This window comes from Paraburkholderia nodosa DSM 21604 (assembly GCF_000519185.1).
Lineage (GTDB): Bacteria > Pseudomonadota > Gammaproteobacteria > Burkholderiales > Burkholderiaceae > Paraburkholderia > Paraburkholderia nodosa.
On the sequence record NZ_JAFA01000038.1, the window covers coordinates 1 to 16,167 of the forward strand.

General features: G+C 64.0%; 12 protein-coding genes and 1 rRNA gene. 11 read left to right on the forward strand and 2 right to left on the reverse strand.

From position 1 onward, the window contains the following. Positions 1–103: 103 nt before the first annotated feature. Positions 104–217, forward strand: a 5S ribosomal RNA gene (rrf, locus tag A3CW_RS0135495). A gap of 127 nt (positions 218–344) precedes the next feature. Here rrf and A3CW_RS0135500 read toward each other — a convergent pair. Beyond that, positions 345–1,538: a M20 aminoacylase family protein gene (locus A3CW_RS0135500; RefSeq protein ID WP_028207777.1), complete on the reverse strand. Its 1,194-nt coding sequence runs from the start codon at positions 1,536–1,538 to the stop codon at positions 345–347. A 179-nt stretch (positions 1,539–1,717) separates the two neighbouring features. Between A3CW_RS0135500 and A3CW_RS0135505 the strand changes: the two genes are divergently transcribed. Further along, the gene (locus tag A3CW_RS0135505; RefSeq protein WP_028207778.1) at positions 1,718–3,796 is read left to right on the forward strand and encodes a molybdopterin-containing oxidoreductase family protein; all 2,079 of its coding nucleotides are present in this window, start codon (positions 1,718–1,720) and stop codon (positions 3,794–3,796) included. A 148-nt stretch (positions 3,797–3,944) separates the two neighbouring features. Further along, positions 3,945–5,618 carry a long-chain fatty acid--CoA ligase gene (locus A3CW_RS0135510; protein WP_028207779.1) on the forward strand — a complete coding sequence of 558 codons (1,674 nt, stop codon included), beginning with the start codon at positions 3,945–3,947 and terminating at the stop codon, positions 5,616–5,618. 163 nt (positions 5,619–5,781) lie between these two features. Here A3CW_RS0135510 and A3CW_RS0135515 read toward each other — a convergent pair whose 3' ends face one another. Further along, the gene (locus A3CW_RS0135515; RefSeq protein ID WP_028207780.1) at positions 5,782–6,966 is read right to left on the reverse strand and encodes a porin; all 1,185 of its coding nucleotides are present in this window, start codon (positions 6,964–6,966) and stop codon (positions 5,782–5,784) included. Positions 6,967–7,272: 306 nt separating this feature from the next. Between A3CW_RS0135515 and coq7 the strand changes: the two genes are divergently transcribed. From coq7 to mraY, 8 genes are all read left to right on the forward strand, one after another. Continuing rightward, positions 7,273–7,935 (forward strand): 2-polyprenyl-3-methyl-6-methoxy-1,4-benzoquinone monooxygenase, encoded by a 663-nt coding sequence (gene coq7 / locus A3CW_RS0135520; protein WP_028207781.1) that lies wholly within the window; start codon positions 7,273–7,275, stop codon positions 7,933–7,935. Between the two features lie 399 nt (positions 7,936–8,334). Next, a complete protein-coding gene (gene mraZ, locus A3CW_RS0135525; protein WP_028207782.1) occupies positions 8,335–8,763 on the forward strand; it encodes a division/cell wall cluster transcriptional repressor MraZ in 429 nt (142 codons plus the stop codon). Between the two features lie 17 nt (positions 8,764–8,780). Beyond that, positions 8,781–9,734 (forward strand): 16S rRNA (cytosine(1402)-N(4))-methyltransferase RsmH, encoded by a 954-nt coding sequence (gene rsmH, locus A3CW_RS0135530; RefSeq protein WP_035514938.1) that lies wholly within the window; start codon positions 8,781–8,783, stop codon positions 9,732–9,734. Then, on the forward strand, positions 9,731–10,087 hold the full coding sequence (gene ftsL / locus A3CW_RS0135535) for a cell division protein FtsL (protein WP_028207784.1): 357 nt from the start codon (positions 9,731–9,733) through the stop codon (positions 10,085–10,087). The genes rsmH and ftsL overlap by 4 nt, the downstream gene beginning before the upstream one ends. Beyond that, entirely contained in the window at positions 10,084–11,979 is a 1,896-nt protein-coding gene (locus A3CW_RS0135540; protein ID WP_028207785.1) for a peptidoglycan D,D-transpeptidase FtsI family protein, read from the forward strand. The genes ftsL and A3CW_RS0135540 overlap by 4 nt, the downstream gene beginning before the upstream one ends. Next, a complete protein-coding gene (locus tag A3CW_RS0135545) occupies positions 11,976–13,526 on the forward strand; it encodes a UDP-N-acetylmuramoyl-L-alanyl-D-glutamate--2,6-diaminopimelate ligase (RefSeq protein ID WP_028207786.1) in 1,551 nt (516 codons plus the stop codon). The genes A3CW_RS0135540 and A3CW_RS0135545 overlap by 4 nt, the downstream gene beginning before the upstream one ends. Then, the gene (locus tag A3CW_RS48670; RefSeq protein WP_051481937.1) at positions 13,523–14,959 is read left to right on the forward strand and encodes a UDP-N-acetylmuramoyl-tripeptide--D-alanyl-D-alanine ligase; all 1,437 of its coding nucleotides are present in this window, start codon (positions 13,523–13,525) and stop codon (positions 14,957–14,959) included. The genes A3CW_RS0135545 and A3CW_RS48670 overlap by 4 nt, the downstream gene beginning before the upstream one ends. A 20-nt stretch (positions 14,960–14,979) precedes the next feature. Continuing rightward, positions 14,980–16,149: a phospho-N-acetylmuramoyl-pentapeptide-transferase gene (mraY, locus tag A3CW_RS0135555; protein WP_028207787.1), complete on the forward strand. Its 1,170-nt coding sequence runs from the start codon at positions 14,980–14,982 to the stop codon at positions 16,147–16,149. The last annotated feature ends 18 nt before the right edge of the window (positions 16,150–16,167 follow it).

A 16,167-nucleotide genomic window follows, 5' to 3' on the forward strand; every position in this document is an offset into this window, starting at 1 on the left:
TGTTGTGCCGGAAACAACACAACCCCAATTCAGCAGCACACTCTTTACGCTTCTTCCCGATTGGCTGTGGCGCGATAACACCGCGACGCAGCAACCCGTCAAGCCTGATGACCATAGCGAGCTGGTCCCACCCCTTCCCATCCCGAACAGGACCGTGAAACAGCTCCACGCCGATGATAGTGCGGATTGCCCGTGTGAAAGTAGGTAATCGTCAGGCTCCTTATGCTGTAACGTCCAGAACCCCGGTGTCTCCGAAAGAGAGCCGGGGTTCTGGCGTTTGGGCTTCGGACGCGGAAAACAAAAAAGCCGTCCAATGGACGGCTTTTTTGCATTGGTGCCCCGAATTACTGCTGAGCCAGAAATTTCGTCGCCAGGTGTACCCAAAACGACGACCCCACCGGCAGCAGTTGATCGTTGAAGTCATAGCTCGCGTTGTGCAGCATGCAAGGGCCTGCGCCGTGTCCTGCATCCCGGTGGCCGCCTTCGCCGTTGCCGAGAAACGCGTAGCAGCCGGGCTTCTCCAGCAGCATGAACGAGAAGTCCTCGGCGCCCATGGTCGGCTCGACGTTCGCGTCGACGTGATCGGCGCCGACCACCTCACGCATGACCTCCGCGGCAAACTGCGCCTCCGCGCTGCTGTTCACCGTCGGCGGATAGTTGCGATGGAAGGTGATGTCCACCGAGCAGTCGTACGCTTCAGCCGTGCTCCCGGCGATCTTGCGCAGTCGCGATTCGATCAGATCCAGTGTTTCCGTCGTGAAGGTACGCACCGTTCCCGCGATCCAGGCCGTATTCGGCACCACGTTGACCGCATCGCCCGCATGAATCTGTGTGATCGAGAGCACGGCCGTATCGAGCGGCTTCTTGTTGCGCGTGATGATGCTCTGCAACCCGTTCGCGATCTGCACCGCCGTGAAGACCGGATCGCGGCCATTGTGCGGCAACGCGGCATGCGAACCTACGCCCTTGATTTCAATGCGGAATTCGTTGCTCGAAGCCATAATCGGCCCTTCGGTCACGCCGAAGTAGCCAGCCGGCATGCCCGGCCAGTTGTGGATACCGAAAACGGCGTCCACAGGAAACTGTTTGAAGAGGCCATCTTCGATCATGGCTTTCGCGCCTGCGCCGCCTTCTTCGGCGGGCTGGAAAATGAAGACGATCGAGCCGTCGAACTGACCGTGCCGCGCAAGATATTGCGCCGCGCCAAGCAGCATCGCCGTATGGCCGTCATGGCCGCACGCGTGCATCTTGCCTTCGTTGCGCGAGCGATGATCGAACGTGTTGAGTTCCTGGATCGGCAACGCGTCCATATCGGCGCGCAATCCGACCATCCGTTTGCCGGTGCCGCGTTTGAGCACGCCGACGACGCCCGTCTGGCCCATGCCGCGATGCACTTCGATGCCCCATTCTGTGAGCTTCGCCGCAACGAGGTCGGAGGTCTGGGTTTCTTCGTAGCGCAGTTCGGGATGCGCGTGGATCGTTCGTCGAAGGCCCTGAATTTCGCCTTGGGCGGCCTGGATTTCCGGAATCAGTTTCATGGCGGGCGGTGCTCGAAAAGTGGGCGCCCGGCCTTTGTCTCCAAAATTAGCCGGGTCTAGACGGACCATTCTACGCCGAACCTTTTTTTTCGCGCCAACCCACAGGGTGCGTACAGGGCACGCACCCCGAACATAATAAAATCGCTCTTACGACAAAACGCCTCACCCACGGATTTCCGATGAACGCCCCAGCCGAATTTGCCCGTGCGGTTTGCCCGCACGATTGTCCCGATACCTGCGCGATGCGCGTGACGGTCGAAAACGGCCGGGCGATCAAGGTGAACGGCGACCCCGACCACCCGCCCACGCAAGGCGTGCTGTGCACGAAGGTGACCCGCTATGCCGAGCGTGTCCATCATCCGAAGCGTCTGACGCAGCCGATGAAGCGTGTGGGGCGCAAGGGCGAAGGGCGTTTCGAGCCAATCAACTGGGACGAAGCCTGTCGCCTTGCAGCCGGACGCCTCGGCGAAATCGCGCAGCGCGCGCCCGAAGCGATCCTGCCGTATAGCTATGCCGGCACGATGGGACTCGTCCAGGGCGATAGCATCGCCCAGCGCTTCTTTCACAAGCTCGGCGCATCGCGTCTCGATCGCGCGATCTGCGCGGCCGCGGGCGCCGCAGGCCTGCGTTATACGTTCGGCTCGAGCCTCGGCATGCTCACCGAGTATTTCGCGGAAAGCGAAGTGATCCTGATCTGGGGCGCCAACCCCATCGCGTCGAACCTGCACTTCTGGACCCGCGCGCAAGAAGCGAAACGCAACGGCGCGAAGCTGATCGCGATCGACCCCTATCGCTCGCTGACGGCCGAGAAGTGCCATCAGCACATTGCGCTCAAGCCCGGCACGGACGGCGCGCTCGCGCTCGGCATGATGCACGTGCTGATCACCGAGGACCGTCTCGATCACGATTACATTGCGGCCCACACGCACGGCTTCGACGCGCTGAAGGCGCGCGCGCTCACGTACACGCCCGCACGCGTCGCCGCGATCTGTGGCATCGAGGAACAGGTCGTCGTCGATCTCGCGCATCTCTACGCCTCGACGCGCAAAGCGGCGATTCGCATGAACTATGGCCTGCAGCGCGTGCGCGGCGGCGGCAACGCCGTGCGCGCCATCGCCTGCCTGCCCGCTTTGACGGGCGCGTGGCGCGAGCGAGCGGGCGGCGTACTGCTTTCGTCGTCGGGCTGGGCACCTGTCGATGCGAACGCGCTCCAGCGTCCGGATCTGATCCCGGGCTGGCCGCAGCATCAGCCGCGCATCGTCAACATGAACCAGATTGGCGACGCGCTCACGCACGCAGGCGACGCCGCATTCGGACCGAAAGTCGAAGCGATCGTCGTCTACAACTCGAATCCGGTCGCGGTTGCGCCCGAGTCGGCGAAGGTCGCGGCCGGCTTCGCACGCGAAGACCTCTTTACGATCGTGCTAGAGCAGTTCCAGACCGACACCGCCGACTACGCCGACCTGCTGCTGCCTGCCACGACCCAGCTCGAACATCTCGACGTCCACAAGTCGTACGGCCATACGCACGTCATGGCGAACTTGCCTGCCATCGCGCCCGTTGGCGAGGCGCGGCCGAATACCGAAATCTTCCGTTCCATCGCGCGCGCGATGGGCTTGACCGAGCCGGCGCTGTTCGAAAGCGACGAAGACGTAGCCGCCAGTGCATTCGACTGGAGCGATCCCGCGCTGGGCGGTGCCGACTGGGCGGCGCTCAAGCGCGAAGGCTGGCTGAAGCTGAACATTGCCGAAGCGCCGTTCGCGAACGGCGGTTTTCGCACGCCCACGGGCAAATGCGAGTTCCATAGCGAGGCGCTTGCGAAGGCCGGGCTCGATCCGCTGCCCGATTACCTGCCGCCGTACGAGTCGGCGGACGGTGCGCCCGAACTCGCCGCGCGTTATCCGCTCGCGATGATCTCGCCGCCTGCGCGCAACTTCCTGAACAGCACCTTCGTGAACGTGGAGAGTCTGCGCGCGACCGAAGGGGAGCCGCACGTGGACCTCCATCCGGCCGACGCCGCCCGCCGCGAGATTGCCGATGGCGACGAGGTGCGCGTGTTCAACGACCGCGGCTCGATGCGCGCACGGGCGCGTGTGACCGATCGGGCACGCAGTGGTCTCGTGGTGGGTCTGTCGATCTGGTGGAAGAAGCTGGCGCCGGACGGCCGCAACGCCAACGAGGTGACGAGCCAGGCGCTCACCGACCTTGGCGGCTCGGCGACTTTCTACGATTGCCTCGTCGAGGTCGAGCGCGCCTGAAAGCGCCGCACGCTACCGCTAGCGGCCCCGTAACGCGCGTTCGAGGGGCCTTTCTAACTCGCTGATTTGCTGACATAAAAGCTGGGTCGCCATGCTACGATCCAATTTTTTAGCACGACCATTCGAAAAATCAAGGAGGAGACGCTGCATGGAAAAAGTCTGGCTGAAATCGTACCCGCCCGGCGTTCCCGCTGAAATCGACGCGAGCCGTTACGCGTCCATCACTGCGCTGCTCGAGGAGAGCTTCAGCGAATTCCGTGCAAAGCCCGCTTTCGCCTGCATGGGCAAGACGCTCACCTACGGCGAGCTGGACCAGCTCTCCCAGCGTCTGGCAGCGTGGTTCCAGTCGCGCGGCATCGCACGTGGCGCGCGCATCGCGCTCATGATGCCCAACGTACTCCAGTACCCGGTCGCGCTCGCTGCGGTGCTGCGCGCGGGATACGTCGTCGTGAACGTGAACCCGCTCTACACGCCGCGCGAACTAGAACACCAGTTGAAGGACAGCGGCGCCGAGGCGATCGTCGTCCTCGAGAATTTCGCCGGGACCGTGAGCGCGGTCGTCGCCAATACACGCGTGAAGCACGTGCTGGTCGCGGCGATGGGTGATCTCCTTGGCGCGAAGGGCTTCATCGTCAACTTCGTCGTGCGCCGCGTGAAGAAGATGGTGCCCGCCTGGAACCTGCCCGGCCACGTGCGCTTCAACGACGCGCTCGCCGAAGGTGCGCGCAAAGGCTTCAAGCGCGTCGAGCAGACGCCCGAGGACGTCGCCTTCCTGCAGTACACGGGCGGCACGACCGGCGTGGCCAAGGGGGCGACGCTGCTGCACAGCAACCTGATCGCCAACGTGCTGCAGTCGGCGGCATGGACCGAGCCCGCGCTTGCGAAATTGCCATCCGGCACACAACCGGTGACGGTCGCGGCGCTGCCGCTGTATCACGTGTTTGCGTTGACCGTTTGCGGGCTGCTGACGCTGCGCACCGGCGGTCTCGCGATCCTGATTCCGAATCCGCGCGATATCGCCGGCATGATCAAGGAACTGCGCGGCTACTCGATCACGTGTTTCCCCGCGGTAAACACGCTCTACAACGCGATGCTCAACCATCCGGAATTCGGCAATCTGGACTTCACGCACCTGCTCGTTGCAAACGGCGGCGGCATGGCGGTGCAGGAAGCGGTGGCCAGGCGCTGGTACGAGCGCACGCATACGCCGATCGTCGAAGGCTATGGTCTCTCGGAAACCTCGCCCAGCGTGACCTGCAATCCCGTCACGGCGACGGAATACACCGGCACGATCGGTTTGCCGCTGCCTTCCACCGAAATCTCGATTCGCGACGACGCCGGCAACGAACTGCCGATTGGCGAAGCGGGCGAGATCTGCATCCGCGGGCCGCAGGTGATGGCGGGCTACTGGCAGCGGCCGGAAGAAACGGCGAAGGTCATGACGCCGGACGGCTACTTCAAGTCGGGCGACATCGGTCTCATCAACGCGCGCGGCTACATCAAGCTCGTCGACCGCAAGAAGGACATGATTCTGGTCTCGGGCTTCAATGTCTATCCGAACGAAGTCGAGGACGTCGTGGCCAAGCTGCCGGGCGTGTTCGAAGTGGCGGCGGTGGGCGTGCCGGACCAGAATTCGGGCGAGGCGGTGAAGCTCTATATCGTCAAGAAGGACCCGGCGCTCACCGACAAGGACGTGTTCGAGTACTGCAAGACGCAGCTCACCGGCTACAAGCGGCCGAAGATCATCGAGTTCCGCAACGATCTGCCCAAGAGCAACGTCGGCAAGATCCTGCGCCGAGAGCTGCGCGACGGTCGCGCCTGAAAACGCAAGAACGAAGCCAAAGGCCAGCGAGTCACAAGCGAAAAGCGGCCTGCCCATCGAGGGCAGGCCGCTTTTTTGTCGTGCGCACTGTGGCGAAACGACAAAACGCACCAAAGAAAAAAGGCGCCCGGAGGCGCCTTCGAGATTACAGCGACTGTTCTTCTTAGAACTTGTGACGGATACCGACGCGAGCCGTGAACACGTTGTTCGTGCTCGACGGCGTCAGGCCGTTGATCGATGCAACAGCGGCATCGCCCGTCGAGTCCGTGCCCGAAGCGTGCTGGTACACGCCGATCAGGTAGACGTCGGTGCGCTTCGACAGGAAGTAGTCCGTGCCCAGCGAGTACTGGTAGTACTTCGCGCCGCTCTGGCTCGTGCCGTTCGCACGCGTGACGCTGTTGCCGTCCGTGTAGTCGAACGCGAAGCCTGCCAGCAGGGCCGGCGTGAACTGGTACTTGAAGTTCGCTTCGACGTTGTTGAACGTAGCGTTCGTGCCGCGTTCGAAGGCCGACGTAGCCGTCGTGCCGAGGTTGCGGAAGCTGACGTTCGAGTACGTCAGGCCGACCGTTGCTGCGCCGAACGTGTATGCGCCGCCTGCGCCGATGACCTGGTACGTGTTAGCCGATGCGAAGCCGCCATACACCGGGTTGCCTGCAGCCGTCAGGGCTGCGGATGCGCCAGCCGAGCCGCCGTTGTTGAACAGGCCGCCGGTCGCGTTCGGCGTACGTGCGTTCAGGTAACCCACGCCGAGGACGAGGGGACCGTTGTTATAGCCGGCGCCCAACGACCAGATCTGGTTCGCCGAGAAGTTGCCTGCCTGGCCACCGAAGCTGTACGTGCCGCCGAACGTCAGGCCAGCGTAGTTAGCGCTGGTGAACTTGACCGTGTTGTTCGTACGGTAGGCGTTGTTGAAGTTGTCCAGATCCTGCGGGTGAGCCGCGATGTAGCCGCCCCACTGGTCGCCTGCTTCGAGCGGGCCGACGTAGTCGACGACGGAGTCGTACTGGCGACCCAGCGTGACCGTGCCGAACTGTGCGCTCGAGAGGCCGACATAAGCCTGACGACCGAACATCAGGCCGCCCTGGCCGAGCTTGCCGGTGTTCACGTCAAAACCGTTTTCCAACACGAAGACTGCCTTCAGGCCGCCGCCGAGGTCTTCAGCGCCGCGCAGGCCGAAACGGCTGCCTTGCATCACGCCGCTCGACAGGTTGTACAGGTGCTTGCCACCCGAATTCGTGTTGATGTTGAAACCTTCGTCGATGATGCCGTACAGCGTGACGCTGCTCTGAGCGTGAGCAACGCCCGCGAACGCGCCCAGCGCAGCCAGCGCGAGAAGCGACTTCTTCATTGAATGATCTCCAGTGTTTGCGAATCTTTTGCGTCTTTTAACGGGACCGGTTTTTTATAGTGCGGGGTCCTGTCCTTCTAACTTCGCGAGAAGTTGCACGTAATGTAACAAAAGGGTTAATAGTCACAAAGGAAAAGCCAGGGCCTCGCTAAGTACCTGTTTCGTTTACACAACATGGTCTAGAATGTGCGGCTATCTATCGGCGCTGCCCCGGATTGACGGATGTCCGTGAGTTTGTGTAGAGGTGAAAGGGCAGTCCGGGCGAGCGACGATTCCGGCTCGCCAACGAATTGAAAGGGAGGCTGGATGACGCTAGACGACTTGATTACCGAATTCGACCGGGGCCTGCGCTCTCTCACCGGCGTGTCGCGCATGACGCGTCCGATGCCGCAGGCTTCCCCCGTTACCATCGAAGTGACGCCCGAGGGCGATGCCGTACCGGCCGGCAGCGAACTCACGCCTGCCGAGCGCACGCACGCCGCCGGCCTCATGCGCGTCAACCACGTCGGCGAAGTGTGCGCACAGGCGCTGTATCAGGCGCAGAAAATCTCGGCGCGCTCGCCCTCGCTCAAGGCTGCCTTCGAGCAGGCCGCGCGCGAAGAAGAGGATCACCTTGCGTGGACCTCGCGCCGGCTCCAGGCGCTCGACTCGCGTCCGAGCCTGCTCAATCCGCTGTGGTACGCGGGCGCACTCGCGCTCGGTTTCGCCGCCGGCCGCCTCGGCGACAAGGTAAGCCTCGGCTTCATGGCCGAAACCGAGCGCCAGGTCGAGCATCATCTCGACAGCCACCTCGACAGCCTGCCGCCCGCCGATCTCGAATCGCGCGCGGTCGTCGAGCAAATGCGCGCCGATGAAATCTCGCACGCAAAATCGGCCACCGATCTGGGCGGAGTCGAATTGCCTTTGCCGGTGCGTTCGCTAATGCGTGTAGCATCGAACGTCATGACGCGAACCGCCTACTACATCTGATTTAATAGGCTTGGGCCGGCAATCGCTGTCGGCCCAAGCCCGGATTAATCTTTCAGAGCTTTCAGCCCCCGGTTTTAATCCCCGCAAGCCCCCGCTCGATCCCGCCATAGGCCGTTTATCGCCGCGCTTTTCACGTATCACCTTCAGAACCTGCGTTAGCTCATTCATTCATAACGGTTTTTGGCTTTTGTCCCGACTTCAACAAGCGCCGCTAAGTCCTTGTTCTAGCGGATAAATTTCGTCAAAAAACGTCCGGTCTCCCTTGACCCTCGTTGGGCGTTCCTCTAAAGTGGGAGACAGTGTGAGAAAGTGTATTTTTGTGTGATTTCAGGCGCGTATTCAGGTAGATTTTCCGGGATTTAGGCGGGCGGCGAAAAGCGCCGCATTAGGGGGAGCAAATTGTTCCAGGGGGCGTCGGCGCTAACACTCGATGCGAAAGGACGGATGTCGATTCCGTCTCGCTATCGGGAAGCGCTGCAACAACAGGCAGAAGGACGGGTGACGATCACCAAGCACCCGGACGGCTGCCTGTTGCTATTTCCGCGCCCCGAATGGGAAGTGTTCCGCTCGAAGGTCGCCGCCTTGCCGATGGACGCGCACTGGTGGCGCCGCATTTTTCTGGGCAATGCGTCCGACGTCGATGTCGACAGTGCGGGCCGCGTGCTCGTCTCACCTGAATTGCGTCTGGCAGCGGGAATGGAAAAGGAAGTCATGCTGCTCGGCATGGGTAGTCATTTTGAGTTGTGGGATGCGCAGACCTACGCCGCCAAGGAACAGGCGGCGATGGCGCAGGGCATGCCCGACGCCTTGAAAAATTTCACGTTCTGATCGCGGTTCAAAAAGCTATGGCATCTGCGATGAGACAGGGACTGCAGCATCGCACGGTGCTGCTAGACGAAGCGGTGAACGCGCTGATCACGCGCGCGGACGGCGTCTATGTGGACGGCACGTTCGGCCGCGGCGGGCACAGTCGCGCGATCCTCGGGCGTCTCGGCGAGGCCGGGCGCCTGATCGCGTTCGACAAGGACCCGCTGGCGATCGCGACGGCGCAAACCGTAAACGACGCGCGGTTTTCGATCGTGCATGAGAGTTTTGCTTCGCTGCGCGACGAGCTCGCGTCGCGCGGGGTAGGGCGTGTGTCGGGAATATTGCTGGACCTTGGCGTGTCGTCGCCGCAAGTCGACGATCCGCAGCGCGGTTTCAGTTTCCGCGCGGATGGCCCGCTCGACATGCGGATGGACCCGACGCGCGGCGAGTCCGCCGCTGACTGGCTCGCTCGGGCCACGTTGCAGGAACTGACGGAGGTAATTCGGGATTATGGGGAAGAACGGTTTGCTTTTCAGATTGCAAAGGCGCTTGTTGCTCGCCGGGCAGAGTCCGACCGTCTCGGGCCTCTCGACAGCACGGGCGAGCTTGCCCAAATCGTGGCTAACGTCGTCAAAACCCGTGAGAAGGGTAAGGACCCGGCAACCCGCACCTTTCAAGCTATACGGATTCACGTCAATCAAGAGCTTGCGGAGCTGCAGGTCGTTCTAGAAGCAGCACTGTCGTTGCTGGAACAGGGGGGGCGGCTGGTGGTCATCAGCTTTCATTCGCTCGAAGACCGGATCGTCAAGCGGTTCATGCAGGCGCACGCGAGCGCGCCGGCGGTGGACCGCCGTCTGCCGATCCGTGCCGTCGACCTGCCGAGCCCGCCGCTCAAGCTGCTCGGCCGCGTGTTCGCGAGCGACGAGGAAGTCGCCGCGAACCCGCGCGCCCGCTCGGCCGTGATGCGCACCGCGGAGCGCATCACGCCATGAATCGTCTGAACATCTTCCTGCTGATCGTCGTCATGGGGTGCGCGCTTTCCGTCGTGAACGCCACCAATCAGCAGCGTCAGATCTTCATCCAGTTGCAACGCGCGCAGTCGCAGGAGCATCAGCTTCAGCAGGACTACGCACAGCTTCAATATCAGCAAAGCGCGCTGTCGAGAACGTCGCGCATCGAACAGATCGCCACCGACTCGCTCAAGATGCAGCCCGTCACGACCGGACGCACGCAATATCTGACGCTCGCGCCCGGCAGCGCAACCGCCGTCGACGCGCCCGTGCCGACCTCGGCGCCCCCGCAGGGCGCCGCGCCCACGCCTGCCCGTCGCGGAGGCACGCGATGAAAAAGGACAATCGTCGCAAGAGCGTCGCCTTCAGCGCCAATCCCATTCTCTCCGTGCGCCTGCCGATGTGGCGCTCGAAGCTCGTCGTGTTTCTGCTCTTCATGGCGTTCGTCGCGCTCGCCGCGCGCGCGTTCTGGATTCAGGGCCCGGGCAACGCGTTCTATCAGAAGCAGGGCGAAAGCCGCTACCAGCGCACGATCGAGCTGCCGGCCACGCGCGGCAAGATTCTCGACCGCAACGGCCTCGTGCTCGCCACGAGTCTGCCCGTGCGCGCGATCTGGGCGATTCCGGAAGCCGTGCCCGACGATCTCGGCGCCGACAAGCTCAACCAGCTCGGCGCGCTGCTCGGCATGAACACGAAAGAGCTGCGCGCGAAGCTCTCCGAAGACAAGACGTTCGTCTACGTGAAGCGCCAGGTGCCGCTCGACGTCGCGCAGAAAGTGACGGCGCTCGACATCCCGGGCATTTACCAGCGCAACGAATACAAGCGCTTCTATCCGGAAGGCGACGTCACCGCGCACTTGATCGGCTTCACCAACGTCGAGGACGAAGGCCAGGAAGGCGTCGAGCTGTCGGACCAGAAGGTGCTCGCGGGCGTGCCGGGCATTCGCCACGTCATCAAGGACCGCATGGGCCACATCGTCGAGGACGTCGACGAAACAGTCGTGCCCCACGATGGCAAGGACGTCGAACTGTCGATCGACAGCAAGATTCAGTACATCGCCTATTCGAACCTGAAAGCCGCCGTCGAGAAGTTCAAGGCCAAGGCCGGCGCCGCGATGGTGGTGGACGTGCGCACGGGCGAAGTGCTCGCGCTCGTGAACTATCCGACCTACAACCCGAACGACCGCACGCACCTCACGGGCGAGCAGTTGCGCAACCGCATTCTCACCGATGTGTTCGAGCCGGGCTCGATCATGAAGCCCTTCACGGTGTCGCTCGCGCTCGATCTGCACCGCGTCTCGCCGAGTACACTGGTAGATACGGGCCCGGGGCACTTCACGCTCGACGGCGCGACCATCACCGACGACGCAGCGTTCGGCGTCCTCACGGTCGGTGGCGTGATCCAGAAGTCGAGCAACATCGGCGCGACCAAGATCGCGATGACGCTCAAGCCCGAAGAAATGTGGGACATGTACACCAGCATCGGTCTCGGTCAGGCGCCGAAGGTCGGGTTCCCCGGCGCGGCGGCGGGCCGCTTGCGTCCGTGGAAAAGCTGGCGCCGCATCGAGCAGGCGACGATGTCCTACGGCTACGGCCTCTCCGTTTCGCTGTTCCAGCTTGCGCGCGCGTACACGGCGATCGCGCACGACGGCCAGATTCTGCCGGTGACGATCTTCCGCCACCCGGGCGACACGCAGCCGGTGCAGGGCACCCAGGTCTTCGCGCCGACCACGGCGCGTGAAGTGCGCACGATGCTGGAGAGCGTGGTGTCGAAGGACGGCACCTCGCCCGACGCCGCCGTGCCCGGCTACCGTGTGGGCGGCAAGTCCGGTACGGCGTACAAGCACGGCCCGCACGGCTACGATCATTCGAAGTATCGCGCGTCGTTCGTCGGCATGGCGCCGATGCCGAATCCGCGCATCGTCGTGGCCGTCACGGTCGACGAGCCGACGGCCGGCAGCCACTTCGGCGGCGCGGTGTCGGGTCCGGTGTTCTCGGGCATCGTCGGCGATACGCTGCGCTCGCTCAACGTCCCGCCGGACATGCCGGTGAAGCAGCTCGTCGTCGAGGACAACAGCGCCGCCGGCGCCTCGGCCCCGGCCGTCGCGAACGCGCCCGCTGCGCCTGTGAAGCACGTGGCGAACACGAGCGCCGCGAAAAGCGCCGCAGCCGCGCATCACATGACCGTCGCGGACAACGCGAAAAATCGACCCGGAGTCGTCCGATGAACGCCACGCGCACCCAGCATCCCGCGCACCGGCAGATCGCGGACGCGCTCGCATGGCTGCGCGCGCGCGTCGCGCCCGCAGCCGGCCTGCACGCCGATACGCGCTCGCTCAAGCCGGGCGACGTGTTTCTCGCCTACGCCGTCGAGGGCGCGGACAACCGCCCGCACATCGCCAATGCGATCGAGCGTGGCGCCGCTGCCGTGCTGTATCAGCCGGAAGGCTATGCGGGCGAACAGCTCGACGCGTCGATTGCGCTGGCCGTGCCGCAGCTCGACGTGCTCGCGGGCGAAATCGCCAGCGGCTGGTATGGCGACCCGAGCGATGCCATGCTCGTGGTCGGCGTGACGGGCACGAACGGCAAGACGTCGTGCAGCCAGTGGATCGCTTCGGCGTTCACGGCCATCGGCCAGAAGTGCGCGATCGTCGGCACGCTGGGCACGGGCTTTCCGGGCCAGCTCGTGCATACGGGCTTCACCACGCCCGACGCGCCGCAACTGCAACGCAGCCTCGCGCAATTGCGCAGCGCTGGCGCACAGGCGATTGCGATGGAAGTCTCCTCGCACGCGCTGCATCAAGGCCGCGTGAACGGGACCTCGTTCGACATCGCCGTCTTCACGAATCTCACGCAGGACCATCTCGACTACCACCACACCTTCGAGGCCTACGAGGCCGCGAAGGCGCGGCTGTTCGCATGGCCGGGCCTGCGCGCCGCGATCGTCAACGCCGACGACGCAGCGGGGCGCCGCCTGATCGCCGCGACGCGCGGCAAGGCTCGCACGATTGCGTATAGCGTGGCGACGCCCGCCGCCGACGCAGTCGTTGCCGACGCGTGGCTGCGTGCGAGCGACGTGCGAGCGACTGCCACCGGCACGGCGTTCCATCTGGAAACGTCGGATTGGGGCGAGGCGCAAGTCGAGGCGCATGTTCTCGGCCTATTCAACGTGAGTAATCTGCTCGGCGTGCTCGGCGCGCTGCTTGCCGCGAATGTGCCGCTCGTCGCGACGCTCAACGAGCTCTCCAAGCTGCAGCCGGTGAACGGCCGCATGGAGCGTCTTGGCGGCCGCGCCGATCACGACGAGCCGCTTGTCGTGATCGATTACGCGCATACGCCGGACGCGCTCGAAAAAACGCTCGAGGCGCTGCGCCCGATGGCGGCCGCACGCGGCGGCCAGCTCATCTGCATGTTCGGCTGCGGCGGCGATCGCGACGCGACCAAGCGCCCGCTCATGGGGGCGATCGCGGAACGCCTCGCCGACCAGGTCGTCGTGACGAGCGATAACCCGCGCAGCGAATCGCCCACCGCAATCATCGAGCAGATCGCGCAAGGCATGCGCGACGCCGCGAAGGCGCGCCGCATCGAGGATCGCGCGAGCGCGATCCTGCAAGCGGTGCGCGGCGCGGCGCGCGAAGACGTCGTCGTGCTGGCCGGCAAAGGCCACGAGGCGACCCAGGAAATCATGGGCAAGAAGCGCGCGTTTTCCGATCAGGACCACGCGCGGCTTGCACTCGCCGCCCGTGCCACGCACGGGCGCGGAGGTGGTGAATGACGATGCTTTCCCTGCGGGAAGCCGCGGCGCTGATTCCCGGCGCGAGCGTCCTCGGCGACGAGAACGCCACGTTCGAGCGCATTTCGACCGACAGCCGCACCACGGGCCCCGGCGATCTCTTCGTCGCGCTCAAAGGTGACCGCTTCGACGCCCACGACTTTCTCGGCGAGGTCGCGAATCGCCACGTGAGCGCGGCGCTCGTTTCGCGCAGTCCTGGCGACTGGCGCATTCCCGCGCTGCGCGTGGACGACACGCGCAAGGCGCTCGGCGCACTCGCGCTCGGCTGGCGCCGCCGCTTCTCGATGCCGCTCGTCGCCGTGACGGGCAGCAACGGCAAGACGACGGTCAAGGAAATGATCGCGTCGATCTTTGCGGCGGCCGTTGGAGAAAATTTGCGTCTCGCGACCACCGGAAACCTCAATAACGACATCGGCGTGCCGTTAACGTTGCTGCGTTTGAGCGGCGCTCATCGGCTGGCGGTGGTCGAACTCGGCATGAATCACCCGGGCGAGACCGAGTTGCTCGCGAAATTCGCCGAGCCGACGGTCGCGGTGGTGAACAACGCGCAGCGCGAGCATCAGGAATTCATGGCGACGGTGGAAGCCGTCGCGCTCGAGCATGCGAGCGTGATTCATGCGCTCAAGCCCACGGGCGTCGCGGTGTTTCCCGCCGACGATGCCTACGCGAGCATCTGGCGCGTGGCGGCGACGGGTTCGCGCATTCTCGACTTCGCGCTGCATACGGATACGAGTGCGGTGGAAGCGGCAGTCACCGGCAAGCTCGTTGACAAGCTCGGGGGCAACCGTCTCGCGATCGCGACGACGGAAGGCCATCTCGAAGTGGAGTTGAAGGTGCTGGGCGCTCACAACGCGCGCAACGCGCTCGCGGCCACGGCGGCGGCGATGGCGTCGGGCGTCTCGCTCGAAGCGATCGGCCGCGGGCTCGAGGCGTTCGAGCCGGTAAAGGGCCGCTTGCAGGTGAAGCGCGCGGCGCTTGGCGAGATGACGGGCGCGACGGTGATCGACGACACCTACAACGCGAACCCCGATTCGGTGCGTGCGGCGATCGACGTGCTGGCTTCGCGCGTGTCGCCGCGCGTACTCGTGCTCGCAGACATGGGCGAAGTCGGCGACGACGGTCCCGCATTTCACCGCGAGGTGGGCGCTTACGCGAAGGAACGCGGCATCGACGCGCTCTACACGCTCGGCGACGCGGCGCGTGACAGCGCGGCGGCGTTCGGCGCTCAGGCGCTGCATGCCGCCGACGTGGGCGAACTCGTGCAAGCGCTGGCTGGTGCCGGTTACGGCGCTGGTGCAACGATTCTCGTGAAAGGTTCGCGCTTCATGCAGATGGAACGCGTGGTGGCGGCATTGACGAGCCCGAAAGCGAATCCGCAAAACCCTGCGCCGGACACCAAGTCCGGTGCGCACTGAAATACGAAGGAATACAAGGCATGCTACTGGCGCTGGCGCAATGGCTGCAGAATGACGCAAGCTTCTTGCGCGTGTTCAGTTATCTGACGTTCCGTGCGGTGATGGCCACCATCACCGCGATGGCGATCGGGCTTTTTCTCGGCCCGTGGGTGATCCGCAAGCTCACCGCAATGAAGGTCGGCCAGGCCGTGCGTACGGACGGCCCGCAAACTCACCTCGTGAAGTCCGGCACGCCCACCATGGGCGGCGTGCTCATTCTGCTGGGCATCGCGGTTTCCACCTTGCTGTGGGGCGACCTCACGAACCGCTTCATCTGGATCGTGATGCTCGTCACGTTCGGCTTTGGCGCGATCGGCTGGGTCGACGACTATCGCAAGGTCGTCTACAAGGACCCGCGCGGCATGTCTTCGCGCGAGAAGTACTTCTGGCAGTCGGTGATCGGTCTGTTCGCGGCGGTGTACCTCGCGTTCAGCGTCTCCGAAGCGAGCAACGTGCGCGTGTTCGATCTCTTCATGGCGTGGGTGCGTAGCGGCCTGTCGATGGGCCTGCCCGCGCGCGCCGACTTGCTGCTGCCGTTCCTCAAGTCGATCAGCTATCCGCTCGGCGTGTGGGGCTTCATCGCGCTCACGTATTTCGTGATCGTCGGCGCGAGCAACGCCGTGAACCTCACCGATGGCCTCGATGGTCTCGTGATCATGCCGGTCGTGCTGGTCGGCGCATCGCTCGGCGTGTTCGCCTATGTGATGGGCAGCTCGGTCTACTCGAAGTATCTGCTCTTCCCGCATATTGCCGGAGCTGGCGAACTGCTCATCTTCTGTTCGGCGATGGGCGGGGCAGGGCTCGCGTTCCTCTGGTTCAACACGTATCCGGCTCAGGTATTCATGGGCGACGTGGGCGCGCTCGCACTCGGTGGCGCGCTTGGAACCATTGCGGTGATCGTGCGTCAGGAAATCGTGCTCTTCATCATGGGCGGCATCTTCGTCGCGGAGACGCTCTCCGTGATGCTGCAGGTCACCTGGTTCAAGTACACGAAAAAGCGTTACGGCGAAGGGCGCCGCATCTTCAAGATGGCGCCGCTGCATCACCATTTCGAGCTGTCTGGCTGGAAGGAAACGCAGGTTGTCGTGCGTTTCTGGGTCATCACGCTGATGCTGTGTCTGATCGGTCTGTCCACGCTCAAGCTGCGTTGAGCCTCTAAGTAAGCAAGG